The sequence below is a fragment of the Pseudomonas koreensis genome (assembly GCF_012986595.1).
In the GTDB taxonomy this organism is placed as follows: Bacteria; Pseudomonadota; Gammaproteobacteria; order Pseudomonadales; family Pseudomonadaceae; genus Aquipseudomonas; species Aquipseudomonas koreensis.
The window spans coordinates 117941-142060 of record NZ_JAAQYM010000002.1 but is presented as its reverse complement, the minus strand read 5'-3'; the positions used below and the strand labels follow the sequence as shown (position 1 = coordinate 142060).

General features: G+C 62.6%; 22 protein-coding genes. 14 read left to right on the top strand and 8 right to left on the bottom strand.

Annotated features, from left to right (window positions below):
• Positions 1–63: 63 nt before the first annotated feature.
• A complete protein-coding gene (gene eat, locus HBN98_RS05730) occupies positions 64–1428 on the bottom strand; it encodes an ethanolamine permease (protein ID WP_064588599.1) in 1365 nt (454 codons plus the stop codon).
• 401 nt (positions 1429–1829) lie between these two features.
• Here eat and kdpF point away from each other — a divergent pair, with 401 nt between their 5' ends.
• The 6 genes from kdpF (at position 1830) to HBN98_RS05700 (ending at position 9958) form a co-directional block, all read left to right on the top strand.
• Entirely contained in the window at positions 1830–1919 is a 90-nt protein-coding gene (kdpF, locus tag HBN98_RS05725) for a K(+)-transporting ATPase subunit F (RefSeq protein WP_007963673.1), read from the top strand.
• An 8-nt stretch (positions 1920–1927) separates the two neighbouring features.
• Positions 1928–3622 (top strand): potassium-transporting ATPase subunit KdpA, encoded by a 1695-nt coding sequence (kdpA, locus tag HBN98_RS05720; protein WP_083368296.1) that lies wholly within the window; start codon positions 1928–1930, stop codon positions 3620–3622.
• Between the two features lie 10 nt (positions 3623–3632).
• On the top strand, positions 3633–5696 hold the full coding sequence (kdpB, locus tag HBN98_RS05715) for a potassium-transporting ATPase subunit KdpB (protein WP_083368297.1): 2064 nt from the start codon (positions 3633–3635) through the stop codon (positions 5694–5696).
• Positions 5697–5891: 195 nt separating this feature from the next.
• On the top strand, positions 5892–6437 hold the full coding sequence (gene kdpC / locus HBN98_RS05710; protein ID WP_083368298.1) for a potassium-transporting ATPase subunit KdpC: 546 nt from the start codon (positions 5892–5894) through the stop codon (positions 6435–6437).
• A 122-nt stretch (positions 6438–6559) separates the two neighbouring features.
• On the top strand, positions 6560–9211 hold the full coding sequence (locus tag HBN98_RS05705; RefSeq protein WP_083368299.1) for a sensor histidine kinase: 2652 nt from the start codon (positions 6560–6562) through the stop codon (positions 9209–9211).
• 48 nt (positions 9212–9259) lie between these two features.
• On the top strand, positions 9260–9958 hold the full coding sequence (locus tag HBN98_RS05700) for a response regulator (RefSeq protein WP_003226844.1): 699 nt from the start codon (positions 9260–9262) through the stop codon (positions 9956–9958).
• A 114-nt stretch (positions 9959–10072) separates the two neighbouring features.
• On the opposite strand, the gene HBN98_RS05695 is transcribed toward HBN98_RS05700, so the two are convergent.
• Positions 10073–11119: a patatin-like phospholipase family protein gene (locus HBN98_RS05695; protein ID WP_083368300.1), complete on the bottom strand. Its 1047-nt coding sequence runs from the start codon at positions 11117–11119 to the stop codon at positions 10073–10075.
• Between the two features lie 217 nt (positions 11120–11336).
• Here HBN98_RS05695 and HBN98_RS05690 point away from each other — a divergent pair, with 217 nt between their 5' ends.
• The 3 genes from HBN98_RS05690 to HBN98_RS05680 all read left to right on the top strand — a co-directional run bounded on the left by HBN98_RS05690 (position 11337) and on the right by HBN98_RS05680 (position 13476).
• The gene (locus HBN98_RS05690) at positions 11337–11615 is read left to right on the top strand and encodes a hypothetical protein (protein WP_007963692.1); all 279 of its coding nucleotides are present in this window, start codon (positions 11337–11339) and stop codon (positions 11613–11615) included.
• A 79-nt stretch (positions 11616–11694) separates the two neighbouring features.
• Positions 11695–12465 (top strand): CHAD domain-containing protein, encoded by a 771-nt coding sequence (locus HBN98_RS05685; RefSeq protein ID WP_083368301.1) that lies wholly within the window; start codon positions 11695–11697, stop codon positions 12463–12465.
• A gap of 216 nt (positions 12466–12681) precedes the next feature.
• Entirely contained in the window at positions 12682–13476 is a 795-nt protein-coding gene (locus HBN98_RS05680; protein ID WP_083368302.1) for an acyl-CoA thioesterase, read from the top strand.
• A 1-nt stretch (position 13477) separates the two neighbouring features.
• On the opposite strand, the gene HBN98_RS05675 is transcribed toward HBN98_RS05680, so the two are convergent.
• From HBN98_RS05675 to HBN98_RS05665, 3 genes are all read right to left on the bottom strand, one after another.
• Entirely contained in the window at positions 13478–13843 is a 366-nt protein-coding gene (locus tag HBN98_RS05675; RefSeq protein WP_064588591.1) for an Mpo1-like protein, read from the bottom strand.
• Positions 13844–14028: 185 nt separating this feature from the next.
• Positions 14029–15510 (bottom strand): methyl-accepting chemotaxis protein, encoded by a 1482-nt coding sequence (locus HBN98_RS05670; RefSeq protein WP_083368303.1) that lies wholly within the window; start codon positions 15508–15510, stop codon positions 14029–14031.
• 214 nt (positions 15511–15724) lie between these two features.
• The gene (locus tag HBN98_RS05665; protein WP_083368304.1) at positions 15725–16531 is read right to left on the bottom strand and encodes a TatD family hydrolase; all 807 of its coding nucleotides are present in this window, start codon (positions 16529–16531) and stop codon (positions 15725–15727) included.
• Between the two features lie 237 nt (positions 16532–16768).
• Here HBN98_RS05665 and HBN98_RS05660 point away from each other — a divergent pair, with 237 nt between their 5' ends.
• From HBN98_RS05660 to HBN98_RS05650, 3 genes are all read left to right on the top strand, one after another.
• A complete protein-coding gene (locus HBN98_RS05660; protein ID WP_064588588.1) occupies positions 16769–18190 on the top strand; it encodes an MltF family protein in 1422 nt (473 codons plus the stop codon).
• A 108-nt stretch (positions 18191–18298) separates the two neighbouring features.
• Positions 18299–18733 carry a DoxX family protein gene (locus HBN98_RS05655; protein WP_007964771.1) on the top strand — a complete coding sequence of 145 codons (435 nt, stop codon included), beginning with the start codon at positions 18299–18301 and terminating at the stop codon, positions 18731–18733.
• Between the two features lie 248 nt (positions 18734–18981).
• Positions 18982–19290 carry a hypothetical protein gene (locus HBN98_RS05650; RefSeq protein WP_003226820.1) on the top strand — a complete coding sequence of 103 codons (309 nt, stop codon included), beginning with the start codon at positions 18982–18984 and terminating at the stop codon, positions 19288–19290.
• A gap of 3 nt (positions 19291–19293) precedes the next feature.
• On the opposite strand, the gene greB is transcribed toward HBN98_RS05650, so the two are convergent.
• The 3 genes from greB to HBN98_RS05635 are packed head-to-tail and all read right to left on the bottom strand — an operon-like array spanning position 19294 to position 23013.
• Positions 19294–19791: a transcription elongation factor GreB gene (gene greB / locus HBN98_RS05645; protein ID WP_064588587.1), complete on the bottom strand. Its 498-nt coding sequence runs from the start codon at positions 19789–19791 to the stop codon at positions 19294–19296.
• A 34-nt stretch (positions 19792–19825) separates the two neighbouring features.
• Positions 19826–22330 carry an ABC transporter permease gene (locus tag HBN98_RS05640; RefSeq protein WP_083368305.1) on the bottom strand — a complete coding sequence of 835 codons (2505 nt, stop codon included), beginning with the start codon at positions 22328–22330 and terminating at the stop codon, positions 19826–19828.
• Positions 22330–23013 (bottom strand): ABC transporter ATP-binding protein, encoded by a 684-nt coding sequence (locus tag HBN98_RS05635; protein WP_083368306.1) that lies wholly within the window; start codon positions 23011–23013, stop codon positions 22330–22332. Before HBN98_RS05635 ends, HBN98_RS05640 begins: the two co-directional genes overlap by 1 nt.
• A gap of 10 nt (positions 23014–23023) precedes the next feature.
• On the opposite strand from HBN98_RS05635, the gene HBN98_RS05630 reads away from it, so the two are divergent.
• Positions 23024–23629, top strand: a complete 606-nt coding sequence (locus HBN98_RS05630) for an arylesterase (protein WP_083368307.1) — start codon at positions 23024–23026, stop codon at positions 23627–23629.
• 57 nt (positions 23630–23686) lie between these two features.
• Positions 23687–23980 carry a hypothetical protein gene (locus HBN98_RS05625; protein WP_003226812.1) on the top strand — a complete coding sequence of 98 codons (294 nt, stop codon included), beginning with the start codon at positions 23687–23689 and terminating at the stop codon, positions 23978–23980.
• Positions 23981–24120 lie beyond the last annotated feature (140 nt).

The following is a 24120-nucleotide window of genomic DNA, read 5'->3' as shown; positions in this document are numbered from 1 at the left end:
GACTTTGCTTTTTCAAAAACAAAATCAAAAGATCGCAGCCTTCGGCAACTCCTGCATGATGGGTTATTGGCCGGTCAGCATCGCATCGGCCGGCGCATCGGCGCGCAACTGGCCGGTGAGCAGGAAGTAGCCGAAGCCCACCGCCATGAAGCCAAGGAAAATCAGCCCGATCAGCGCGTTGAACCAGGCCATCGCCACCAGGCACACCACCGCCAGCACCAGCGCAATCATCGGCACCAGCGGATAGCACGGCGCGCGGAAAGTCCGCTCCAGATTGGGTTCGGATTTTCGCAGTTTGAACAGACTGAGCATGCTCATGATGTACATCACGATGGCGCCGAACACGGCCATGGTGATCATCGCAGCGGTCAGGGTCATGCCGCCGAGGTTGATCAGGCCGTCGCTGTAGATCGCGGCAATGCCGATCACGCCGCCGGCAATGATTGCCCGGTGCGGGGTCTGGAAGCGCGAGAGTTTCGCCAGCGAGGCCGGCAGGTATCCGGCGCGGGCGAGGGCGAAAAACTGTCGCGAGTAGCCGAGGATAATCCCGTGGAAACTTGCCACCAGACCGAACAGACCGATCCACACCAGCATGTGCAGCCAGCCGGAGTTGTCGCCGACCACGGTTTTCATCGCCTGTGGCAACGGGTCGTTGATGTTGGCCAGGGTGCGCCAGTCGCCGACACCACCGGCGAAGAACATCACGCCCATCGCCAGCAGCACCAAGGTCAGAATGCCGCTGATGTAGGCCTTGGGGATTGTGCGCTTGGGATCCTTGGCTTCTTCGGCAGCCATCGCCGCGCCTTCGATGGCGAGGAAAAACCAGATCGCAAACGGAATCGCGGCGAACATCCCGGCAATCGCTGGCGCACCGAACACGTCGGAACCGGCCCAGCCATTCAGGGCAAAGCTGCTGAAGCTGAATGCCGGCGCGACCACGCCCATGAACACCAGTAATTCGATCACCGCCAGCACGCAGACGATCAACTCGAACGTCGCCGCCAGTTTCACCCCGAGAATGTTCAGGGTCATGAACACGATGTAGGCTCCGACCGCCGCGTGTTTCGGATCGAGTGCCGGAAACTGCACATTCAGATAGGCGCCAATTGCCAGGGCGATGGCCGGTGGGGCGAAGACGAATTCGATCAGCGTCGCCAGCCCGGCGATCAGTCCGCCTTTTTCACCGAACGCCCGTCGGCTGTAGGCGAATGGCCCACCCGCGTGGGGAATCGCCGTGGTCAGTTCGGTAAAGCTGAAGATGAAGCAGGTGTACATGGTGGCGACCATGAACGAGGTCACCAGAAAGCCCAGTGTACCGGCCACGCCCCAGCCGTAACTCCAGCCGAAATACTCACCGGAAATCACCAGCCCGACGGCGATGCCCCAAAGGTGCAATGTGCCCAGCGTGGGTTTGAGTTGTGTGTTCATGCGCATGCTCCCTGAACGGTTTGGAAAGCTCGGGGGAGGGCGTGTGCAGTGGGCGTGCCATTGCTGTGAAACAAGTCGTAATGAGTTGAAAGCTGTCGTATCGGGGATGTTCGCGGCTGGATGCCAACATATTTGTGCGCCAGTTGGGTGCGATGTTGACTGTTATGCCGTCTTCGCGAGCAGGCTCGCTCCCACAGGGGAATGCATTTCAACGTGTGGGAGCGAGCCGGCTCGCGAAGAGGCCCGGCCTGACGGCGCAAAAAACCTGTTGTAAAGCCCGCATAAACCCACTCTTTACGCTTTCTTTATGCCCCGCTGCACCCCTCGGTCTCGTTCCTTTACAGCCTCCTTTCCGACAATGCCTCCACACGCGGCAATACGCCGTAACACGGAGATCTTCCATGAGCGTTCTGGACGGGGTGTCCCTGCTGTTGGCAGCCGGGCTGTTCATTTATCTGTTGGTTGCGCTGTTGCGCGCGGATCGGAACTAGGAGCGGCTATGCACAGTTATGACTATTGGCTGATCCTCGCGTTTTTTGCGGTGGTCTTGCTGCCGGCGCCGTTCCTCGGGCGCTTTTACTACAAAGTGATGGAAGGCCAGCGCACCTGGCTGACGCCGATTTTCGGCCCGGTCGAGCGCGGCTGCTATCGCATTGCCGGGGTTGATCCGCAGGCGGAACAGAGCTGGCAGAAATACACGCTGGCCCTGCTGGCGTTCAACCTCGCCGGTTTCCTTCTGCTGTTCGCGATCCTGTTGTTCCAGGATCACCTGCCGCTGAACCCGCAAAACCTGCCGGGCCAGGAATGGACCCAGGCGTTCAACACCGCGGTCAGTTTCATGACCAACACCAACTGGCAGTCCTACAGCGGTGAAGCGACCCTCAGCTACCTGAGCCAGATGGTCGGCCTCACCGTGCAGAACTTCGTCAGCGCCGCCACCGGTCTCGCGGTGCTGGTTGCGTTGTGCCGCGGCATCGGGCGCAAGTCGGCCAAGACCCTGGGCAACTTCTGGGTCGACATGACCCGCGCCACCCTCTACGGCTTGTTGCCGCTGTGCCTGCTGCTGGCGCTGTACCTGGTGTGGCAGGGCGTACCGCAGACCTTCGCGCAGTATGTGAATGCGGTGACGATGCAAGGCGTTGATCAAGTGATCCCGCTCGGCCCGGCCGCCAGCCAGATTGCGATCAAGCAACTGGGCACCAACGGTGGTGGCTTCTTCGGTGTCAACTCGGCGCATCCTTTCGAGAACCCGACCGCCTGGAGCAACTTGTTCGAACTGGCGTCAATCATTCTGATTCCGGTGGCCCTGGTGTTCACCTTCGGCCATTACGTCAAAGACCAGCGTCAGAGCCGCGCAATCATCGCCTGCATGCTCGCACTGTTCCTGATCGGCGGCGCGACGTCGCTGTGGGCCGAATATCAGCCTAACCCTGCGCTGAACAACGTTGCCGTCGAACAGACCGCGCCGCTGGAAGGCAAGGAAGCACGCTTCGGCACCACCGCCACTGTGCTGTGGTCGGTGACCACCACCGCCGCGTCGAACGGTTCGGTCAACGGCATGCACGACAGCCTCAACCCGCTCAGCGGCATGGTTGCGCTGGTCAACATGATGGTCGGCGAAGTGATCTTCGGCGGCGTCGGTGCCGGGCTCTACGGCATGTTGCTCAACGTGCTGATCGCAGTGTTCCTCGCCGGCCTGATGATTGGCCGCACCCCGGAATACCTCGGCAAGAAACTGCAGGCGCGCGAGGTGCAATTGCTGGTGGTGACCTTGCTGGTGATGCCGGTGGGCGTACTGGTGCTCGGCGCCATCGCGGCGGTCCTGCCAGGCCCGGCGGCGACCATCAGTAACCCAGGCCCGCACGGTTTCAGCCAGTTGCTCTACGCCTACACCTCGGCCAGCGCGAACAACGGTTCGGCGTTCGGTGGCCTGAGCGCCAACACGCCGTTTCACAACCTGATGCTGGGTCTGGGCATGTTGATCGGCCGCTTCGGTTACATCCTGCCGGTGCTGGCACTGGCCGGCAGCCTGGCGATGAAGAAAACCGCGCCGATTGGCCAGAACAGCTTCCCGACCCATGGTCCGCTGTTCGTGACCCTGTTGACCGTGACCATTTTGCTGGTGGGCGGCCTGACCTTCCTGCCAACCCTGGCGCTCGGCCCGATCGCCGAACACCTGAGCATGGGCTTCTAAGGAATCCATCATGAATATGCATGTTCCTGCAAAACCTGCGGTGCCGACCAAGTCGGCAGAAGCACCTAAAACCGCGATCTCGGCGCTGTGGCGTCCGGCGCTGGTGCAAGCGTTCGTCAAGCTCGACCCGCGGCAGCTGGTGCGTTCGCCGGTGATGCTGGTGGTCGAACTGACCGCGATCTTCACCACCGTGCTGTGCTTCATTCCGGACAACGTCGTGCCGACTTTCGTCGCCGCGCAGATTGCCCTGTGGCTGTGGTTCACCGTGCTGTTTGCCAACTTCGCCGAAGCTTTGGCCGAAGGTCGCGGCAAGGCCCGCGCCGACAGCCTCAAGGCGGGCAGCGAAGGTCTTAGTGCGCGGCGCAAACTGGCCAATGGCAGCTTCCAGGTGGTGCCTGCCGCCAACCTGCGCAAGGGCGATGTGGTGCGCGTTGAAGCCGGGGAGATGATCCCCGGTGACGGCGAAGTCATCGAAGGGATCGCGGCGGTCAACGAAGCGGCGATCACCGGTGAATCGGCGCCGGTGATTCGCGAGTCCGGCGGCGATCGCTCGGCGGTCACCGGCAACACGCGTCTGGTGTCCGACTGGTTGTTGGTGAAGATCACCGCCAACCCGGGTGAATCGACCCTCGACCGCATGATCGCACTGGTCGAAGGCGCCAAACGCCAGAAAACCCCGAACGAAATCGCCCTCGACATCCTGCTGATCGGCCTGACCCTGATCTTCCTGCTGGTGGTGGTGACCCTGCAACCGTTCGCCCATTTCGCCAACGGCAGCCTGCCGCTGGTGTTCCTGGTGGCGCTGCTGGTCACGCTGATTCCGACCACCATCGGTGGTTTGCTGTCGGCCATCGGTATCGCCGGGATGGATCGTCTGGTGCGCCTGAACGTGATCGCCAAGTCTGGTCGTGCAGTGGAAGCGGCTGGTGACGTGCACGTGCTGCTGCTGGACAAGACCGGCACCATCACCTTCGGTAACCGTCGTTGCAGCGCGGTGTATGCCGCACCGGGTGTGAATGGTCGCGAACTGGCCGAAGGCGCGTTGTTCGCCTCGCTGGCTGACGAAACCGCTGAAGGCAAATCCATTGTCGAATACCTGCGCGGTCTGCACCCGCAAACCGAGCCGGCGCTGGATACCTTGACTGCCGTGCCGTTCAGCGCTGAAACCCGCTTGTCCGGTGTCGACTATCAGGGCCGCGTGTACCGCAAGGGCGCCGTGGATTCGCTGCTTGCCTTCCTCGGTCAACAACGCTCCGATCTGGCCCCTGCGCTGTCGCGGGAAATCGACAAGATCGCCCAGAGCGGCGGCACCCCGTTGCTGGTTTGCGCCGACGGCAAACTGCTCGGTGCGATCCACCTCAAGGACGTGGTCAAGCCAGGCATTCGCGAGCGCTTTGCCGAGCTGCGCAAACTGGGGATTCGCACCGTGATGGTCACCGGTGACAACCCGTTGACCGCAGCGGCCATCGCCGCTGAAGCGGGCGTCGATGACGTGCTCGCCGAAGCCACCCCGGAGAAAAAACTGGCGCGCATCCGCCTTGAGCAGAACGACGGTCGTCTGGTCGCCATGTGCGGCGACGGCGCCAACGACGCGCCGGCGCTGGCTCAGGCTGACGTCGGCATGGCGATGAACGACGGCACTCAGGCAGCACGCGAAGCGGCGAACATGGTCGACCTCGACAGCGACCCAACCAAGCTGCTGGACGTGGTGCAGATCGGCAAGGAATTGCTGGTGACCCGTGGCGCGCTGACGACCTTTTCCATCGCCAACGACGTGGCCAAATACTTCGCGATCCTGCCGGCACTGTTTGCGGCGATCTACCCGCAACTGGGCGTGCTGAACATCATGCACCTGACCAGTCCGCAGAGCGCGATTCTCTCGGCCATCGTCTTCAACGCCCTGATCATCGTGGTGCTGATTCCGCTGGCCCTGCGCGGTGTGCGCGTGCAGGCGGCGAGTGCGGCGGCATTGCTGCGTCGCAACCTGCTGATCTACGGACTGGGCGGGATTCTGGTGCCGTTCGTGGGGATCAAGGCGATCGACATGCTGCTGACGGCGCTGCATCTGGTGTAACGACTGACTGGCCGGGCGCCGCTTTTTGTGGGGAGGGAGCTTGCTCCCGCCGGGCTGCGAAGCAGACCCGACCCGGCCACCACGGATCGCCAGACACGCCGCATTGAACGCTTTACGACTGCTGCGCAGCCCAGCGGGAGCGAGCTCCCTTGCCACAGGTGGCGCAGCGTTGCCAATTTGGAAGAGGATTTTGCAATGTCCACAATGATACGTCCGGCCCTGAGCCTGCTGGTGCTGATGACCCTGATCACCGGCGTGGCCTATCCACTGGTGGTGACCGGCGTTGCGCAGGTCGCTTTCCCTGAACAGGCCAACGGCAGCCTAGTGCACGATGCCGACGGCAAGGTGCGCGGCTCGTCGCTGATCGCCCAGGATTTCGTCGGTGATGCGTGGTTCCATCCGCGTCCTTCGGCGGGTGCCTTCGCAACCGTTTCCAGCAGTGCCAGCAACTTCGCGCCGAGCAATCCGGCGCTGGCCACTCGCGTGATCGATGACGCTCACAAGTTGCAGGTGCCAGGCCAGGGGCCGGTGCCATTGGCGTTGCTGACCACCTCCGGCAGCGGCCTCGATCCACACTTGCCACCGGCGGCAATTGCCTATCAACTGGCGCGTGTCGCGGCCGCTCGCAACCTGCCGGTGTCGACCTTGCAGCAACTGCTCGATGCGCATATCGAACAGCCGCTGGTGGGGCCACCGGTGGTAAATGTGCTGGAGTTGAACATGGCACTGGAAAAGCTGTAGATCAAAAGATCGCAGCCTGCGGCAGCTCCTACAATGGATCGGCGTAAGCCCTGTAGGAGCTGCCGAAGGCTGCGATCTTTTAATGCCTCACCTCAATTTCAAACCGAACAAGGCAAACCCCGATGAGTGACTCCGGCCGCGCCGACGCGCTGTTAGCAGACCTGCCCCGCGACGGCCGTGGCCGGCTCAAAGTCTTCCTCGGCGCCGCCCCCGGTGTCGGCAAGACCTACGCAATGCTCCAGGCCGCGCACACGCAATTGCGTCAGGGCGTGAAAATCATCGCCGGCGTCGTCGAAACCCACGGCCGCGCAGAAACCGAAGCGCTGCTCGGCGGCTTGCCGCAGCAGCCTTTGGTGCGCTCGGAATACCGTGGCGTGATGCTCGAAGAAATGGACCTCGATGGCCTGCTCGCGGCCAAACCGAAACTGGTGCTGGTGGACGAGCTGGCCCACACCAATGCCCCCGGCAGTCGCCACGCCAAGCGCTGGCAGGACATTCAGGAACTGCTCGCCGCCGGCATCGACGTCTACACCACGGTCAACGTCCAGCACCTGGAAAGTCTCAACGATCAGGTGCGCGGCATCACCGGTGTGCAGGTGCGCGAAACCCTGCCGGACTGGGTGCTGCAGGAAGCCTACGAACTGCTGTTGATCGACCTGCCGCCGCGCGAGCTCCTGGAGCGTCTGCGCGAAGGCAAGGTCTACGTGCCGGAGCAGGCGCGGGCGGCGATCGATGCGTTTTTCACCCAGACCAACCTCACCGCGCTGCGCGAGCTGGCGATGCAAACGGCGGCCGCGCAGGTCGATAACGATCTCGCCCAAGGCTATCGCCAATTGGGCCAGGCCGCCCCGGCGGTGCGTGGACGTTTGCTGGTCGGCGTCGACGGCGATGCGCAGGCTGAACGCCTGGTGCGTCACGCCAGCCGCGTCGCCCAGCGTCGGCATTTGCCGTGGAGTCTGGTGCATGTCGACAACGGCACGGTGCGCGACGAGCAGTCGCGGCTGCGCCTGCAAAGCGCCCAGCAATTGGCTGAACGCCTGGGCGGCGAAGTGGTGTTGCTGCGTGCCGGTGAAGTGGCGAAGACCCTGATTCAGCATGCCGCCGAACGCCGCGCCAGTCTGGTGCTGGTCGGTCAGTCACGGCCGAGTCTGCGTCGTCGTCTGTTCGGTGGCGGGCTCGCCGCGCGTTTGCTGCGGCAGGCTCACGGCCTGGAAATCAACGTCCTCGACAACGACCATGATCACCCGCAACCGCGCCAGCGGATAACGCCGACGCTGGTCTGGTTCGACTATGCGCTGGCGCTGGTGGCCACGGTGTTGGCCAGTGCGCTGGCGTGGGCGGTATCGAGTCTTTTGCCGTTGCCGAACATCTCGCTGGTGTTCCTTGCGGCGGTGCTGCTGGTGGCGGTGCGCAGCAGCCTCGGACCGGCGCTGGCCTGCGCGGCGTTGTCCTTCCTGACTTACGATTTTCTGTTCATCCCACCGAATTTTTCCTTCGCCATCCAGCGCGAAGAAGACGTCCTGACCTTGCTGTTTTTCCTGCTGATGGCGGCGCTCACCGGCAACCTCGCCGCACGCCAGCGCCGGCAGCTGCAGGCCCTGCGCGATACGCAGGAAGAAACCAGCGAACTGCTCGACCTGTCGCGCAAACTCACTGCCGCGACGGACCGTCAGGCGGTGATCAGCGCTGCCGCGCAGCACCTCAATGGCTGGAGCGATCTGCAGTTGTGCCTGCTCAATCGAGACGGGCAGGGCGGCTGGAAAGTCGAGACCGGCGGGCCGCTGGAATTTACCGAATCCGAACGTGCTGCCGCCGACTGGGCCTGGCAGCACGATCAACCGGCTGGCATGGGCACCGGCACGCTGCCGTTCGGTCGCTGGTGGTGGTGGCCGCTGTCGGTGGAGGACGGGCCGCTGGCGTTGCTCGGGGTCTGCGCCAAAGAGGGTCAGACCTTGAGCGGCCAGCGTCGACGCCTGCTCACCGCGTTGAGTCAGCCACTGGCCCAAGCCCTGGCCCGGGCGCAACTGGCGGATGATCTGGAGGCTGCGCGCCTGCACGGCGAAACCGAGCAATTGCGCAGTGCGCTGCTGGCGTCGGTGTCCCACGATTTGCGCACACCGCTGACCGCCATGCGCGGCAGCATCGACAGCCTGCTGGCCCTCGGTGAAGCCATTCCGCTGGAGGATCGTCGCGAGTTGCTCGAAGGCACCCGCGATGAAGCCGAGCGCCTCGACCGCTACATCCAGAACCTGCTGGACATGACCCGTCTCGGCCACGGTGCGTTGAAGCTGGCGCGCGACTGGGTGGCGCCGGCCGACATTGTCGGCAGTTCGCTCAATCGCCTGCGTGCGGTGTTGGCGCCGTTGCAGGTCAGCACCGATGTGCCTGCCGAGTTGCCGCTGCTGTTCGTGCATGCGGCGCTGATCGAACAGGCGCTGGTCAACGTGCTGGAAAACGCTGCACGCTTCTCACCACCGCACGGTCGCTTGCAACTGAGTGCTGGCGCGACATACGACGAGATTTTCTTTACGGTCAGCGACGAAGGCCCGGGGATCCCCGAGGACGAGCGGGCGAAGATTTTCGACATGTTCTACACCGCCGCGCGCGGTGATCGCGGCGGGCAGGGCACCGGTCTGGGCCTGGCGATCTGTCAGGGCATGGTCGGCGCGCATGGCGGGCGGATCAGTGTCGCCGACGGCATCGACGGGCGCGGCACCAGCATCACCCTGCACCTGCCATTGCAGACGCAACCGGGAATGGACAATGAAGCCTGAGCCCGGCTGCGCTACTCTCTTGCCAATCTTTTGTGTTGATGTGAATTCATGAGCCAGACCGCGACCATTTTGGTCATTGATGACGAACCGCAGATCCGCAAATTCCTGCGCATCAGCCTCGCCTCGCAAGGCTACAAAGTGCTGGAGGCTGGCACCGGTGCCGAAGGCCTGGCCCAGGCGGCGCTGAACAAACCCGACTTGCTGGTGCTCGATCTCGGCCTGCCGGACATGGACGGCCAGCAGGTGCTGCGCGAGTTTCGCGAGTGGGCCACGGCGCCGGTGCTGGTGCTCTCGGTGCGGGCCAGCGAAGGGCAGAAAGTCCAGGCGCTGGATGGTGGCGCCAACGACTACGTGACCAAGCCGTTCGGCATTCAGGAATTTCTCGCCCGGGTCCGCGCCTTGTTGCGTCAGGCGCCGGCCGGTGAGGCCCAGCAAGCGGCGCTGACGTTCGGTCCGCTCACCGTGGATCTGGCCTATCGGCGGGTGTTGCTCGACGGCGTCGAAGTGGCGCTGACCCGCAAGGAGTACGCGGTGCTGGCGCAACTGGCGCGGCATCCGGGGCGGGTGATCACCCAGCAGCAATTGCTCAAGGACATCTGGGGGCCGACGCACACCGAGGACAGCCACTACCTGCGGATTGTGGTCGGGCATTTGCGCCAGAAGCTGGCGGATGATCCGACGCGGCCGCGGTTTATCGTGACAGAAGCGGGGGTTGGGTATCGGCTGTTGAGCGAGAACAGTCTTTAGTTTTTTATTGGATGATCTGGCGCCTTCGCGAGCAGGCTCGCTCCCACAGGGGAATGCATTCCAAATGTGGGAGCGAGCCTGCTCGCGAAGGCGGCCTTGAGGCAACGCAAAGCTTCAGGGCTCTCTGCTCTGTTCGCTGTCATACCGATCCAGCGTATCCCGCGCAATCTCGCGTCCCAGCGCGATCAATTCCGGCGCCTTGTAGAACTCGAAAAACCGGCACACGCGCTTCGGCACGTTGATCAGGATGTCCGGCGGATACCCGGCAATCTTGTATTGCGCCAGCGAGGTCTGCATCACCTCGAAACTCTGGTTGATCAGGTCCAGCAGTGACGCGGGCCCGACGTTGTCGATGATGAACGAGCCCGTAGCGGATTTCGGTGCGCCCTCACGCTCGGGCGCGGCAGCCGGTTGCTGGGCTTCGGGTTCGGCACCTTCTAGCCACGGGTTGATGTCCGCCGCCTCGGCCCTCAAGGCTTCCTGTTCCAGGCGCAATAATTGTTCAGCCTGGGTGCGACGGAATGGCATCTTCGAACCCAGCGAACTGATCAAACTGTCGAAGCGCGAGCGAAACGCTGGCGGACGCTGGATCACCGGCAGTTTGTAATGGCGCTGGTTGGTCGAGTTGAGATTGACGGCAATGATCAGATCACAGTGGCTCGACACCACCGGGACGATCGGCAACGGGTTGAGAATGCCGCCGTCGACCAGCATCCGGTTGCCCTGCATCACCGGGGTGAACAGGCTGGGAATCGCCGCCGAGGCGCGCATCGCCTGATGCAGGCAGCCTTCCTGGAACCAGATTTCCTGCTGGTTGGTGAGGTCGGCAGCGACGGCGGTGTAGGGGATGCGCAGGTCTTCGATGTTGATCTCGCCGACGATCTTGCGGATCTGTCCGAAGACCTTTTCGCCTCGGATCGCCCCGAGGCGGAAGCTCACGTCCACCAGCCGCAGCACGTCCAGATAATCGAGGGTCTCGATCCAGTTGCGGTACTCCTCGAGTTTGCCCGCCGCATAGATCCCGCCGACCACCGCGCCCATCGAACAACCGGCAATGCAGGCAATGTCGTAACCGCGTCTTTCGATCTCCTCGATGACCCCGATATGGGCATACCCCCGGGCGCCACCGGAGCCCAATACCAGTGCGACACGCTTTTTCATCAAACTTCCTCCCCGACAAGGTTGCACAATGCACCCATCCGGGGGCGGGCGACAATCGGCAGGGTCGTTCGAGACGGCAGGGGCGTCGTTTTTTCGATACTCCGTGACCACTCGGCGTTATGCTTTCGTCACCGCAGATTCATGGGGCGCCAAGGCACTTTTTCCTCGCCACACCGTCTTAACTGCACGACTGTTGACCTATTTTGAGGTGTAAGTGATGAAAGCCTGGATCTGTGTGCCGTTGATCGCGCTGGCATTGGCCGGTTGCGCTGGCAAGACTGCTTATCGTGACAGCTGTGGCAGTCAGCTGGATGCGGCGTGGCATGAACTGGACCTGGCCAAGGCCGAAGGGTTTGCCGGCACGGTCAGCTACTCCAAGGCGCTGTCGTTGCTGACGGCTGCCAAGACCCAGCAGCAATTCGAAGGCTTCGAAGGCTGCAGCAACAAGGCCGAGAAAGCCCGTTTCTATATTCGCGAATCCCGCGCCGGACGCTAAGCTGCTGACGTAACGCAAGGATGCTGCTGTCTTGCAACGGCAGACTTGTGTTTCAGGCCATTGGAATCAGGAGCGAGTGATGTCGGCGTTGGTGGATCGGTTGGTGGCTCATGTCCTGAGCCTGGAAGTACGGCTGCTGGCCTGTCAGGCGCGTTTGACCGCGCGGACCGACCCTGAGGCGCTGCACGACTTGCGCACCACGGTGCGGCGCTTGCGCAGCCTGCTCCGGCCACTGCGTGGTTTGCCCGGTGTCGAGCAACTGGAGGGTGCCGCGTCGGCGGTGGGCCAGTTGACCACGCCGTGGCGCGACCGTGAGGTGCTGGCGGCGTATCTGCTAAAGCACGATCAACCGCACGCGGCGCAACGGCGCTTGGCGCAAATGGCCGAAGCCTATCCGACCCTGGCCGCGAGCGCGGAAGTGGCGTCGCTGCTGATCATCCTCGATGCCTTCCCGCGATTCCTGCGCGCTTCCGAGCGCCAGGGCCTGCTCAAGGGCCTGGGCAAGCGCATTGAAAAACGCCTGCACAAGCAATGGGAAAAACTCGACGAGGCGCTGCACGATCCAGCCCACGACCGACATCGTTTGCGCTTGCTGATCAAGCGCGTGCGCTATGGCATCGAAGCCTATCCGGAACTGGATCGTCTGCCCGAACCAGCGCTGGAACGGCTGAAGTCGGCGCAGGGCGCACTGGGCGACTGGCACGATTGCTGGCAGTGGCTGGCGCGGGCCGAGCAGGAAAGCGATCTGCAACCCTGCGTGGCGACCTGGCAGGCCGGCCTGATCAAGGCTGAAGCCAAGGCGGACCGGGTGCTGGAAAAGCTCAGTTCAAGCTGCTTCAAACAATCCTGATATCACCTGAACCCCTGCAGGCGCTGCCGAAGGCTGCGATCTTGGCTTTTGAAGGTCAAAAGATCGCAGCCTTCGGCAGCGCCTGCAGGGGTTTTTCTTTGAACAGGAAATCGGGGTAAGGCCTTTCTGTCAGTCCATTTGACCGGAATAGACGCTGCGGTGCTCTGCCATGCTGGTTAAGATCGCGGCATCCACATTTCGCTTGCTGAGGTTGTCATGCGCTTTTCCGATCTGCTCGAGGCGGTCCGTCGCCAGCCAGAACTGACCATTCCCGCCGAGTGGGGCCAGGGCCGGGCCAGCTTCGGTGGCCTGGTGGCGGCGCTGCAATACGAAGCCATGCGCGCGAAAGTGCCGGCGGAGCGCCCGGTGCGCTCGCTGGCGATCACCTTTGTCGGCCCGGTCGAGCCGGAGGTGCCGGTGAGTTTCGAAGTCGATGTGTTGCGCGAAGGCAAAGCGGTCAGCCAAGTGTTGGGCCGCGCCCTGCAGAACGGTCAGGTGGTGACGATCGTGCAAGGCAGCTTTGGGGCGTCACGACCTTCGGAAGTGGCGGTTGCCGCGTATCCGGCAGCCGAAATGAAGCACTGGGAAGAATGCCAGGAACTGCCCTATATCAAGGGCGTAACCCCGGAGTTCATGCGTCATCTGGCCATGCGCTGGAGCGTCGGCGGCATGCCGTTCACCGGCAATCAATCGCGGCAGATGGGCGGCTGGGTGCGCTTGCGTGGGGACGTCAAGGAAGAGCCGGTCAATGAGGCGCATCTGCTGGCGCTGGTGGACGCGTGGCCACCGGCCCTGTTGCCGTATCTGAAGAAGCCGGCACCGGGCAGTACGCTGACCTGGACCATCGAATTCGTGCAGCCGCTACGCGACTTGAGCACGCTGGACTGGTGTAAATACCTGGCAGACATCGAGTACGCCGCCGACGGTTACGGTCACGTCGCGGCCAAGCTGTGGAGCGCGGAGGGAGAGTTGATCGCCATGAGTCGGCAGACCGTGACCATTTTTGCCTGACTCAATGCCGACGGTGACGCTCACGCCAGGCGCGCCACCAGCCGCCGCTGAGGAAAAACCGGGGAAAGGTCAGGAACTGTTCGACCAGCAAGCGTGACACGGCATCCTGGCGATCACTGAACGGCTCGGAGGCTTGCGCCTCCAGGCTGTGGCCGTGGCGCTGCAGACCCAGCGCCGCGACGATCCCGATCACGCCGATGGCGACACTCGCCAGGCTCAGGCTGAACACCCCGGAGACGATCAGCAGAAACGCGACGATGAACAACGGCACGGCAATCAGGTGCAACACCAGATTGGCCGGGTGCTGGTGATTGTTCGGGTATGCGCGCCATTGCCACGCGGGAAGATTGGGGTGACGTTTGCCCATGTTGGCTACTCCTCGATCCATGTTGAACACATGGTTGAAGAATAGGCCGGGGCGGGTGGGGCGGCGAATCAAGGTTGGCTATTGGCATCATAGTAATGATGCAAAAAAGATCGCAGCCTTCGGCAGCGCCTACATTGAAATGCGTACACCTGTAGGAGCTGCCGAAGGCTGCGATCTTTTGATCTTCAGAGCTTCAACTGCCCGATTGCCTTGCTCAGCTCCCCGGCCAGCGTCGCCAGTTCATTACTGGTGGTCGCCGAATCCACCGTCTGCTGCACGGTGTTCTCGGTCACATCACGAATGCTCACCACGGCGCGATTCATCTCCTCGGCCACCTGACTCTGCTGCTCGGCCGCCACTGCAATCTGCGTGTTGCTCTCGCGCATCTGCGCCACCGCGCCAGTGATTTCCGCCAGCGCCTCGCCAGCCTCCTGCGCCTGTTGCACGCAGTCGTCGGCCTTGTACGAACTCTCCTGCATGAAGTCCACCGCATCGCGGGTACCGGCCTGCAACGCCGAGACCATGGTGGTGATTTCATCGGTGGAGGTCTGCACACGTTTTGCCAGATTGCGTACCTCGTCGGCAACCACGGCGAAGCCCCGGCCCATCTCGCCAGCGCGAGCGGCTTCGATGGCGGCGTTGAGGGCCAGCAGATTGGTTTGCTCGGCGATGCTGTGAATCACGCTGACCACACCGTTGATCTTCTGGCTGTCTTCGGCCAGGCGCTGGATCATCTCCGCAGTCTGCTGCACGCCGCTGGAGAGTCCGGCAATCGACTGCTGCACGCGACTGACCACTTGCTGGCCGCTGCCAGCGAGGCCATCGGCGGTCTGCGAGAGATCGCGGGTGGCGCCGGCGTGCTGGGCGATGTGATAAACCGTGGCAGTCATTTCATTGATCGCGGTGGCAGCCTGATCGGTTTCGCTCTGCTGACCGAGCATGCCGTGGCGCACTTCGTTCATGCTCGCCGCCAGACGCGCAGCGCCGACGTCCAGTTGCCGCGCGGTGTTGGCAACCGTCGTGACCACCCGCTGATAACCGGCCTGCATCGCGTTGAACGCATTGGCCATCTGCCCGACTTCATCTTTGCAGGCCAGCGGCACACGGGCCGAGAGATCGCCGCTTTTCTCGACATGCAGCATCACGTCTTTCAGCGTGTTGAGTTGGCTGAGCAGGAAGCGGATCAGCAACTGCGAAGCGCCGAGCATCGCCAGCATCAGGATGAACACGGCAACGGCGTAGTTGGCAAAGCGTTCACTGAACACTTGCGCCAGGCTGGGGCCGTAGGCGATGACCGCCACTTGCTGGCCGTCGGCACGGCTGAACACGTCGGCGCCCATCAACGGGTTATTACCGAACAGCGGCAGGTGATTGATCTCGTTCCAGCCGTTGTTGTCGCTGATCTCCAGCACGGGCTGGTCGTTGAGGCGCGGCGCTTCCCCGCGTTTGAACGTCAACACCTGATCGCCTTTGGGCAACGCCTGCCCGGCCGGCCAGGCCTTGAGCAATTGCGCCTGAGCCTGAGCAGAGGTTTTGGACGCTTGGCTGCGGGCCTGTTGCTCGAGTTGCACGGCATACAGCACCAGCAGCAGAGTGGTGACGAAGGCGACCGCGTTGACCGCCCAGAATTTGTATTTCAGCGAGATGTTGCTAAGCCAGGCACCCATGGAGGTCTTCTCTGATAGCGGAAACAGTTTTGGCAAGGTGCCAGCATTGTGCCGCTACGCAGGTCTGAAGATCTTGATACGGGTCAATAGACCGCACCGTCCCGCCCTTGTAGGAGTGAGCCTGCTCGCGATGGCGGTGAATCAGCTGACATCGTTATCGACTGACACACCGCCATCGCGAGCAGGCTCACTCCTACATTGGGCTTCGGCTGTGTCAGGAGAGGGATGGGAGGTTGAAGAATGCGCGAGCACAAGCGGTTGAATGCGCCGCCAGATCCTCCTCTGTCTCACCCCGATGCAACGCCACCTCGCGCAACACTTCGGTCAGATACGCCGGTTCATTGCGGCCATTTTTCGGCTTCGGGCGCAAAGTGCGCGGCAGCAGGTACGGCGCGTCGCTTTCGAGCATCAGTCGTCCGCGCTTGATCTCTTTGACCAGCGGATGCAGGTGCGTGCCCCGGCGCTCGTCGCAGATCCAGCCGGTGATGCCGATGTGCAGGTCCAGGTCCAGATAACTGAACAGGGCTTTTTTCTCGCCGGTGAAGCAATGCACCACGGCGGCGGGCAGTTGATCGCGGAAGTCCCGGAGGATTTCCAGCAGGCGCTGGCTGGCGTCACGTTCGTGCAGGAACACCGGCAATTGCAGTTCTACCGCCAGCGCCAGGTGTTCTTCGAGGACCTTTTCCTGTTGCGGACGCGGCGAGAAATCGCGGTTGAAGTCCAACCCGCATTCACCCACGGCGACCACGTTTTTCTCTTGCAGCAGGCTGCGCAAACGGCGCGCGCTGTCGGCGCTCCAATCGCTGGCCGAATGCGGGTGAATGCCGGCGGTGGCGAACAGCCGTTGACCGCTGCCATCCAGTTGCTGGCACAGCTCCAGCGCCTGCTCGCTACCCTCGACGCTGGTGCCGGTCAGCACCAGTTGGCAGACCCCGGCAGCGTAGGCGCGGTCGAGCACGGCCTGATATTTTTCGGCGAAACTGGGATTGGTCAGGTTGACGCCGATATCGATGAGTTGCATGGTTGCTACCTCGGGCCGAAGGCCGGAAAGCATACCAGAGCTGTAGATTCATAAGAAAAGCCAAGAACTACAAAGAGTTATAGCTGTCTCTTGATGCCGTGACGCAGCCCGGGTTGGCAGAATTGCCATCACTGTGCCAGTCTCTCGCACTTTGCCAGCGCTCCAGGCGCTCTGTTTTCGTCGGTGTTTGCGACCGTTCAGCGGTGAAAAACACCCCGTATTCTTTCCGGAGAGTGGATGCATCGTCCCTCGGTTTTGCTCCTGTTGTGTGCGTCGCTGCTGCTGCCGATAACGGCGGTTGCGCGCCTGCCCGGGCCACTGCAAGCCGTGCCGGCCGCCAAGGTCCGCGACCTCACGGAGATACGCAGCAGCCGTGTGCTGCGGGTGCTGGTCAACCAGAGCCGCAACAGCTCCGGGGAAGTCCAGGGCCAGGCCATCGGTGTCGAATACCATCGTCTGCGCGCCTTCGAGCAATACCTCAATGGCCACGCCCGCGATGGCCAGGAAATCACCCTCAAGATCATTCCCAAAGCCAAGGATCAACTGCTCGGCGCCTTGCAGCGCGGCGAAGGTGACCTGGTCGCGCCTGGAGAACTGCTCGATCTGCAGCCGGGCCATGCGGTCGCCAGCAGTGAGCCGATTGCCCGCAACGTGCCGCTGGTGCTGGTCGGCATCAAGGGCGAGCGTCGCTACACCAAGGTTGAGCAGTTGTCCGGCAAGACCTTGGCGTTGCCCACCGGCAGCGCTGCCGGCGAGGCCGTCAGCCAGCTCAATCAGAAACTTGCGTTGCACAAACTGGCGCCGATCAAGATCGAGTGGGTCGATCCCACTCTCGCGGTCGAGGATGTGCTGGAGATGGTGCAAGGCGGGATATTTCACCTGACCATCGTCGAGCAGCCCATCGCCGAGCGCTGGGGCAAGATCCTGCCCAAGCTGCGTTTTGATCGGCAGTTGATGATCAGCGAGCCGGGTGAGGAGTACTGGTTCGTGCGCCGCGATGCTTCGATGCTGCGGTCGAGCATCGATCGCTTCCTGGTCGGCTACAAGCGGCCGTCGAACGAGGATGCTGAATTTCTGCGGATCTATCGGCGCCTCTATCAAGTGCACTATCCGTTGGCCAAGGCTGACCGCCAGCGTCTGGAAAAACTGCGCCCGACCCTGCAGAAACACGCGGATGCGCAAAACATGGACTGGCTGAATCTGGCGGCGCTGGCGTTCAAGGAATCGGCGCTGCAACCCAGTGCCCGCGGTGGCGGCGGGCCGACCGGTTTGATGCAGATCACCCCATCCGCGGCGCAGCGGGTTGGCGTCAACAATATCCAGAATCTCGATGCGAATGTGCAGGCCGGGGCCAAGTATCTGGCGATGATCCGCCGCAAGTTTTTCAACAGCCCGAAACTCAATGAGCGCGAGCGCATGGCGTTTACCCTGGCGGCCTACAACATCGGTCCGGAGCGTGTGCAAGGCATGCGCGCCGAGGCACGGCGACGCGGGCTGAATCCGAACCAGTGGTTCTTTCAGGTCGAGCGCATCGCCATGGAGCAGGTGGGCATGGGCCCCGTCAGCTATGTTAATAGCGTGAACAAGTATTACTTGGCGTTCGACCGGGAGCGAGAGTCGTTGGAGCCCCGGGGCCAGAAAGTTGCCTCACGGAAATGATCGAATAAGTTGATGTTAATGGCGGAATAATTGCGCTTTTAACATGAATTTAACTGATTAATATAGCGGCCAATCCCAACACACTTCTCGCACAACAAGGAATGCACCATGAGCTCTCTGATCAACAAGGTTCTGTTCACCCGCGCCGGTTACGGCCTGACCATTCTGCGCATTGCTGTCGGCGTGATTTTCGCCGCCCACGGCTCGCAGAAGCTCTTCGGTCTGTTTGGTGGGTACGGTCTGGCGGGTACCGCGCAATATATGGACAGCATCGGCCTGCACCCGGGTTACCTGATGGCGACGCTGGCCGGCGGTACCGAGTTTTTCGCCGGTCTGGCGCTGATCATCGGCCTGCTGGTGCGTCCGGCTGCGCTGGGTCTGACCTTCCTCTCGCTGGTGGCGATCTTCACCGTGCACATCAGCAATGGTCTGTTCATGGCCAACAACGGTTACGAGTTCGCCCTGGCGCTGCTCGGTGGCAGCCTCGCCGTAATGATCGAAGGCGCTGGCAAGCTTTCGGTGGATCGCGCCATCGCCGGTTGAGCGCTCTGGCTCCAGCAAAAGGCCCGCATTGTGCGGGCCTTTTTTGTTGCGGCTGATTCTTGACACTCATCGGTCACGTTATCTAGGATGTTGCTCATGCGCCGATTTAAACAGCTACTTGCGGGGCGCCAGGTGACTCAGACAGTTGCCGTCAGAAGCCGGAACAGGGCTTCGAAATACCGCTAAAGCGCTGGTTCGGTGTTGCCTCTCACCTGCCATGCAGACTTTTGAGGCAGAGACACGACACGATGAATGCACTACGCCCTCCAGCACGTCCCGCGCCGATCACGGCACATATCACCCAGCGCAATCCAAAAATCCTGCTTGGCGGCAAACACCAGCCGACGCTGTTGCGTTATCTCGATGGCTGGCCACGTCGCAGTGGCGGGCCTGCCGCGTTCCTGATCCAGTTTGTCGAAGACGGCGAGTCCCTGGCACGTTTTGCCAGCGACAGTTTCGATCTGGCGGTGATTCAGGCGCCGAGCGCGGAAGACGCCCCGGAAATGATCAAGCAACTGACCCGCGTTGCGCGGCAAGGCTTGATCACCCGCCGCTGAGATTTACGGGTAGTCGATCGCCACGATATAGACGCACTGCTCACCGGTGGGCGTCTGCACCCGGACTTCAGCGTCCAGCGCCTTGCCGATCAAGGCGCGGGCCAGCGGTGAGTCGATGCTGATCAGGCCGAGTTTCAGATCCAGTTCATCCGGGCCGACGATGCGGTAGCGCGACTGCTTGCCGTCTTCGTCCTCGATGGTCACCCAGGCACCGAAGTAAACCTTGTTCGGATCGCTGGGCTTTTCGCTGACAACCTTCAAGGCTTCCAGGCGCTTGGTGAGAAAACGCACGCGACTGTCGATCTCGCGCAGCATCTTTTTGCCGTAGGTGTACTCGGCGTTTTCCGAGCGATCGCCCTGCGCCGCTGCCTCGCTGACCGCCTGGGTGACTTGCGGTCGGCGCACATGCCACAGCTCATGGAATTCGGCGCGCATCCGCGCTTCACCTTCAGGGGTGATCAGCGCGGTGCCGGCGGTGCGGGGAGGGCGATAACGGCTCATGGCAACTTCTTGTGGTGACGAAGGCTGGAGTCTATCAACCCTCGCGCAAGACTGTCAGCGGGCTCGCATTCAGCGCTCGCCGCGTACCGAAGACACCCGCGCCGCCAATCAGCGCCGCACCGATCAGCGGCAGCACCAGCAGCCACGGATGCGGATGCCACGGCAGGTCGAAGGCAAAGCGATACAACACCAGACTCACCACCTCCGAACCGATGGCCGCGAGCAAACCGCTGACCGCTCCGAGCAAACCGAACTCGATGCGCCGCGCCTTGATCAGCAACTGCCGTTCCGCACCCAGTGCGCGCAACAGCGCGCCTTGGCGAATGCGTTCATCCAGCGTTGCCTGCAAACCGGAGAACAACACTGCCATCCCTGCGGCCAACACGAACAACAACACATACTCCACCGCCAGCGTGACCTGAGCGAGGATGCTGCGCAGTTGTTCGAGCAAGGCTTCGACCTGCAGGATGGTCACCGCCGGGAACGCTCGCGACAGCTCGACGATCTGCTGATCATGCCCCGGCGCCAGGTAGAAACTGGTCAGGTAGGTGGCCGGCAGATCCTTCAACGTGCCGGGCTGGAAGATCATGAAGAAGTTCGGCTGGAAGTTGTCCCAGTTGATCTCGCGCAAACTGGTGACCTTCGCTTCACGATTGACCCCGCCGACGCTGAACACCATGTGATCGCCGAGCTTGAGCTTGAGGCTTTCGGCGACTTTGCCTTCCACCGACACGCCCGGTACGTCATCCGAGGGCTGCTCGGTCCACCACGAACCGGCCGTGAGTTTATTGCCGGCCGGCAGGTCGGCGGCCCAGGTCAGGCTCAGGTCACGCTGAACCGCGCGGTCGCCGGCCGAATCCTTGCTGACGATCTGCTGCACCGGTTCGCCATTGATGCTGATCAGCCGTCCCGGCACCACTGGGTACAGGGGCGCCGCTTGAGCGGATACGTTGACCAAGTGATCGGTGAAGGCCTGTTTGTCCGCCGGCAGGATGTTCAGGGCGAAATAGTTCGGGGCGTTTTTCGGCAGCTGGTTTTGCCAGGTGTCGAGCAGCTCGCCACGCAGCAGGGCGATCAGCGCCATCGACAGCAGGATCAGACCGAACGCCAGCGATTGCCCGGCAGCGGCCAGCGGATGACGCAACAACTGGCCCAGGCCCAGGCGCCACGGCAGCGATGCTCGGGCCAACAGGCGACGCAGGCTGTTCAGCAGCAACAGCAACAGCCCGCCAAGAATGAGCGCCGCCACGACGCCGCCCCCGAGCAGGGCGAAGGTCAGCAGCAGGTCGAGACTCAGGCGCCACATGATCAAACCAAGTGCGCCTAATGCTGCGCCATAAACCATCCAGGTGCTCGACGGAATCGGCAGCATGTCGCGGCGCAGCACTCGCAGCGGTGGCACCCGCCCCAGCGCGGCAAGCGGCGGCAGGGCGAACCCGGCGAGCGCTACCAGCCCGGTACCGATCCCGGCCAGCGCCGGAAACAGTCCGCCCGGCGGGACGTCCGCCGGCAGCAGATCATGCAGCAGGGCAAACAGTCCCAGTTGTGCCAACCAGCCGATCACGGCGCCGCTGAGGGCGGCGAACAGACCCAGTACAGTCAATTGAATGCTGAACAACAGCATGGTTTCCCGACGCGACAAACCGAGGCAGCGCAGCAGGGCACTGGCATCGAAGCGGCGACTGGCAAAGCGGTTGGCCGATAAGGCCACGGCCACGCCGGCCAACAACACCGCGACCAGACTCGCCATGTTCAGGTAGCGCTCGGCCTTGCCCAGCGCACCGCCGATCTGTCGGTTGCCATCGCGGGCATCCTGAATTCGCTGGTTTGCCGCCAGTCCCGGTTTGAGCAGTTGCCGATAGGTTTCCAGCGCCTGCGGTTCGCCGCGCCACAGTTCGCGGTAGCTGACCCGGCTGCCGGGTTGCACCACGCCGGTGGCGGCGAGGTCGTCGAGGTTGATCATTACCCGAGGCGTGAGGCTGTAGAAATTGCCGGCGCGATCCGGCTCGTAGGTCAGCACGCGGGTCAGCTTAAGGGTCTTCATGCCGACATCGATGCTGTCGCCGATCTTCAGATCCAGCGCGGTCAGCAGACGTGCTTCGACCCAGGCTTCGCCGGGTTGCGGTTCACCGCCAGAGGTTTGCGGAGCAAACGGGGCCGGAGCACTTTTCAGTTCGCCGCGCAGCGGGTAGGCGCGGTCGACTGCTTTGATACTCGATAACTGAATGCCGTTGTCAGTGGCGATGACACTGGAAAACTCGACAATCTGCGCATGAGCCAGACGCAACTCGGTGCCGCTCTTGATCTGTTCCACGCGTGCCGGCGAACTGCCTTCCAGCACCAGGTCGGCGCCAAGGAACTCGGTGGCGCGCAGCATCATGGCGCCATTGAGACGGGCGCCGAAATAGCCGATGGCAGTGCTCGCCGCGACTGCGACGACCAGGGCGAAGAACAGCACGCGCAATTCACCGGCGCGGGCATCGCGCAGCAATTGGCGGATGGCGAGACTGAACAGACGCAACAGCGGCAGACGTGCCATCAAGGCTCCAGAGGGGCGACCAGCAGCCCGGCTTCAAGTCGGATCAGGCGCCGGCAGCGATGGGCCAGGCGTTCGTCGTGGGTCACCAGCACCAGGGTGGTGCCGCGTTCCTTGTTCAGTTCGAACAGCAAATCGCTGATGCGCTCGCCGGTGTGGCTGTCGAGGTTGCCGGTGGGTTCGTCGGCGAACAGCACGTCCGGCTCGGCAGCGAAAGCCCGGGCAATCGCCACGCGCTGTTGTTCGCCACCGGAGAGCTGGCGTGGCGAGTGCGTCAGGCGCTGGCCGAGGCCGACCCGTTGCAGCAGTTCAGTGGCGCGCTCGCGGGCGTCTTTGCGACCATCGAGTTCCAGCGGCAGCATGACGTTTTCCAGCGCGTTGAGGCTGTCGAGCAACTGGAAGGATTGAAAGACGAAACCCACGTGTTCGGCACGGATGCGTGCGCGCTGGTCTTCGTCGAGATTACTCAGGCCTCGCCCGGCCAGCATGACTTCGCCGCTGCTCGGCAAGTCGAGGCCGGCGAGCAGGCCGAGCAGGGTGGATTTGCCGGAACCGGACGCGCCGACGATGGCCAGGCTGTCGCCCTTGTTCAGTTCCAGGCTGAGTTCGTGCAGGATGGTCAGTTCACCTTCCGCGCTGGGAACCACTTTGCTAAGGTTCTTCGCGGTGAGAATGCTTGCGCCCATGGAGAATCCGATGCGTGTGTGGTTTTTGAGTGCTGGCCTGGCCTTGATGTGCATGGCCCAGAACGCAGCGGCGGGTACTGTCCTGATCGTTGGCGATAGTATCAGCGCCGGTTTCGGACTGGATACCCGCTTGGGGTGGGTATCGCTGCTCGAGCAACGGCTTAAGCAGGAGGGTTTTGACGACAAAGTGGTCAATGCTTCGATCAGTGGCGACACCAGTGCCGGAGGCCAGGCGCGGCTGCCGGCGCTGCTTGCAGAGCATAAGCCGGAGCTGGTGATCCTCGAGCTGGGCGGCAATGATGGCCTGCGCGGAATGCCGCCAACGCAATTGCAACAAAACCTTGCGGCGATGATCGACAGCTCGCGCCAGAGTGGTGCCAAGGTGCTGCTGCTCGGCATGCAACTGCCGCCCAACTACGGCAAGCGTTACACCGATGCCTTCGCCAAGGTTTACGGCGAGCTTGCCGACGAGAAAAAGATCCCGCTGGTGCCGTTTTTCCTCGACGGTGTGGGTGGCCATCCCGACCTGATGCAGGCCGACGGACTGCACCCGGCGGCCGGGGCTCAGGGCAAGTTGCTGGAAAATGTCTGGCCGACGCTAAAACCGCTGTTATGAGGCTTTTCTAGTGGCAGGCTTTCGGCTAATGTGGCGCCCCCTTATTTGGAGCCCCCGATGCCGCGTCCTGCCTGGTCCCTGTTTGCCTACCAACTGATCGAGCCTGACGAACAGCTGGATCTGTTCGCCTGCCAGGAAGTACGGGTGCATCTGGTGACCCGTCAGCTCGAACTCGGTGGCTCGGCCGACCGGACGTTGTGCGGCAGCCTGCTGCCGGCGCAACCACGCTGGTCGAGTGTCGATCGCCGGGTGTTCCAGGATCAGCGCCTGTGTTCGTTGTGTCGGGCGATTCTCGAATCGCAGAAGCGCGGCACCTCGCCGATCTGGCCCGAGTTGCGTTTCGAACTCTAGGGCCGCGCGCGAACCATTGTGGCGAGGGCGCTCGCTCCCGTCCGGCTGCGCAGCCGTCGCAAAAATGTTAAACACAATTTCATGAATGCGTTTGCTGGCTACCGTCAAGGCCTGCTGCGCGGTCCTGCGGGTGAAAGCTC

What these genes read in the sequence shown, in the direction of transcription:
- kdpC (WP_083368298.1), top strand. Translation starts at nt 5,892, where the DNA reads ATGTCCACAATGATACGTCCGGCCCTGAGCCTGCTGGTGCTGATGACC.
- HBN98_RS05660 (WP_064588588.1), top strand. Translation starts at nt 16,769, where the DNA reads ATGCATCGTCCCTCGGTTTTGCTCCTGTTGTGTGCGTCGCTGCTGCTG.
- HBN98_RS05695 (WP_083368300.1), bottom strand. Translation starts at nt 11,119, where the DNA reads ATGAAAAAGCGTGTCGCACTGGTATTGGGCTCCGGTGGCGCCCGGGGG.
- kdpA (WP_083368296.1), top strand. Translation starts at nt 1,928, where the DNA reads ATGCACAGTTATGACTATTGGCTGATCCTCGCGTTTTTTGCGGTGGTC.
- HBN98_RS05655 (WP_007964771.1), top strand. Translation starts at nt 18,299, where the DNA reads ATGAGCTCTCTGATCAACAAGGTTCTGTTCACCCGCGCCGGTTACGGC.
- HBN98_RS05630 (WP_083368307.1), top strand. Translation starts at nt 23,024, where the DNA reads ATGCGTGTGTGGTTTTTGAGTGCTGGCCTGGCCTTGATGTGCATGGCC.
- kdpB (WP_083368297.1), top strand. Translation starts at nt 3,633, where the DNA reads ATGAATATGCATGTTCCTGCAAAACCTGCGGTGCCGACCAAGTCGGCA.
- HBN98_RS05680 (WP_083368302.1), top strand. Translation starts at nt 12,682, where the DNA reads ATGCGCTTTTCCGATCTGCTCGAGGCGGTCCGTCGCCAGCCAGAACTG.
- HBN98_RS05675 (WP_064588591.1), bottom strand. Translation starts at nt 13,843, where the DNA reads ATGGGCAAACGTCACCCCAATCTTCCCGCGTGGCAATGGCGCGCATAC.
- kdpF (WP_007963673.1), top strand. Translation starts at nt 1,830, where the DNA reads ATGAGCGTTCTGGACGGGGTGTCCCTGCTGTTGGCAGCCGGGCTGTTC.
- HBN98_RS05690 (WP_007963692.1), top strand. Translation starts at nt 11,337, where the DNA reads ATGAAAGCCTGGATCTGTGTGCCGTTGATCGCGCTGGCATTGGCCGGT.
- eat (WP_064588599.1), bottom strand. Translation starts at nt 1,428, where the DNA reads ATGAACACACAACTCAAACCCACGCTGGGCACATTGCACCTTTGGGGC.
- HBN98_RS05635 (WP_083368306.1), bottom strand. Translation starts at nt 23,013, where the DNA reads ATGGGCGCAAGCATTCTCACCGCGAAGAACCTTAGCAAAGTGGTTCCC.
- HBN98_RS05640 (WP_083368305.1), bottom strand. Translation starts at nt 22,330, where the DNA reads ATGGCACGTCTGCCGCTGTTGCGTCTGTTCAGTCTCGCCATCCGCCAA.
- HBN98_RS05650 (WP_003226820.1), top strand. Translation starts at nt 18,982, where the DNA reads ATGAATGCACTACGCCCTCCAGCACGTCCCGCGCCGATCACGGCACAT.
- HBN98_RS05670 (WP_083368303.1), bottom strand. Translation starts at nt 15,510, where the DNA reads ATGGGTGCCTGGCTTAGCAACATCTCGCTGAAATACAAATTCTGGGCG.
- HBN98_RS05700 (WP_003226844.1), top strand. Translation starts at nt 9,260, where the DNA reads ATGAGCCAGACCGCGACCATTTTGGTCATTGATGACGAACCGCAGATC.
- HBN98_RS05665 (WP_083368304.1), bottom strand. Translation starts at nt 16,531, where the DNA reads ATGCAACTCATCGATATCGGCGTCAACCTGACCAATCCCAGTTTCGCC.
- greB (WP_064588587.1), bottom strand. Translation starts at nt 19,791, where the DNA reads ATGAGCCGTTATCGCCCTCCCCGCACCGCCGGCACCGCGCTGATCACC.
- HBN98_RS05685 (WP_083368301.1), top strand. Translation starts at nt 11,695, where the DNA reads ATGTCGGCGTTGGTGGATCGGTTGGTGGCTCATGTCCTGAGCCTGGAA.
- HBN98_RS05625 (WP_003226812.1), top strand. Translation starts at nt 23,687, where the DNA reads ATGCCGCGTCCTGCCTGGTCCCTGTTTGCCTACCAACTGATCGAGCCT.
- HBN98_RS05705 (WP_083368299.1), top strand. Translation starts at nt 6,560, where the DNA reads ATGAGTGACTCCGGCCGCGCCGACGCGCTGTTAGCAGACCTGCCCCGC.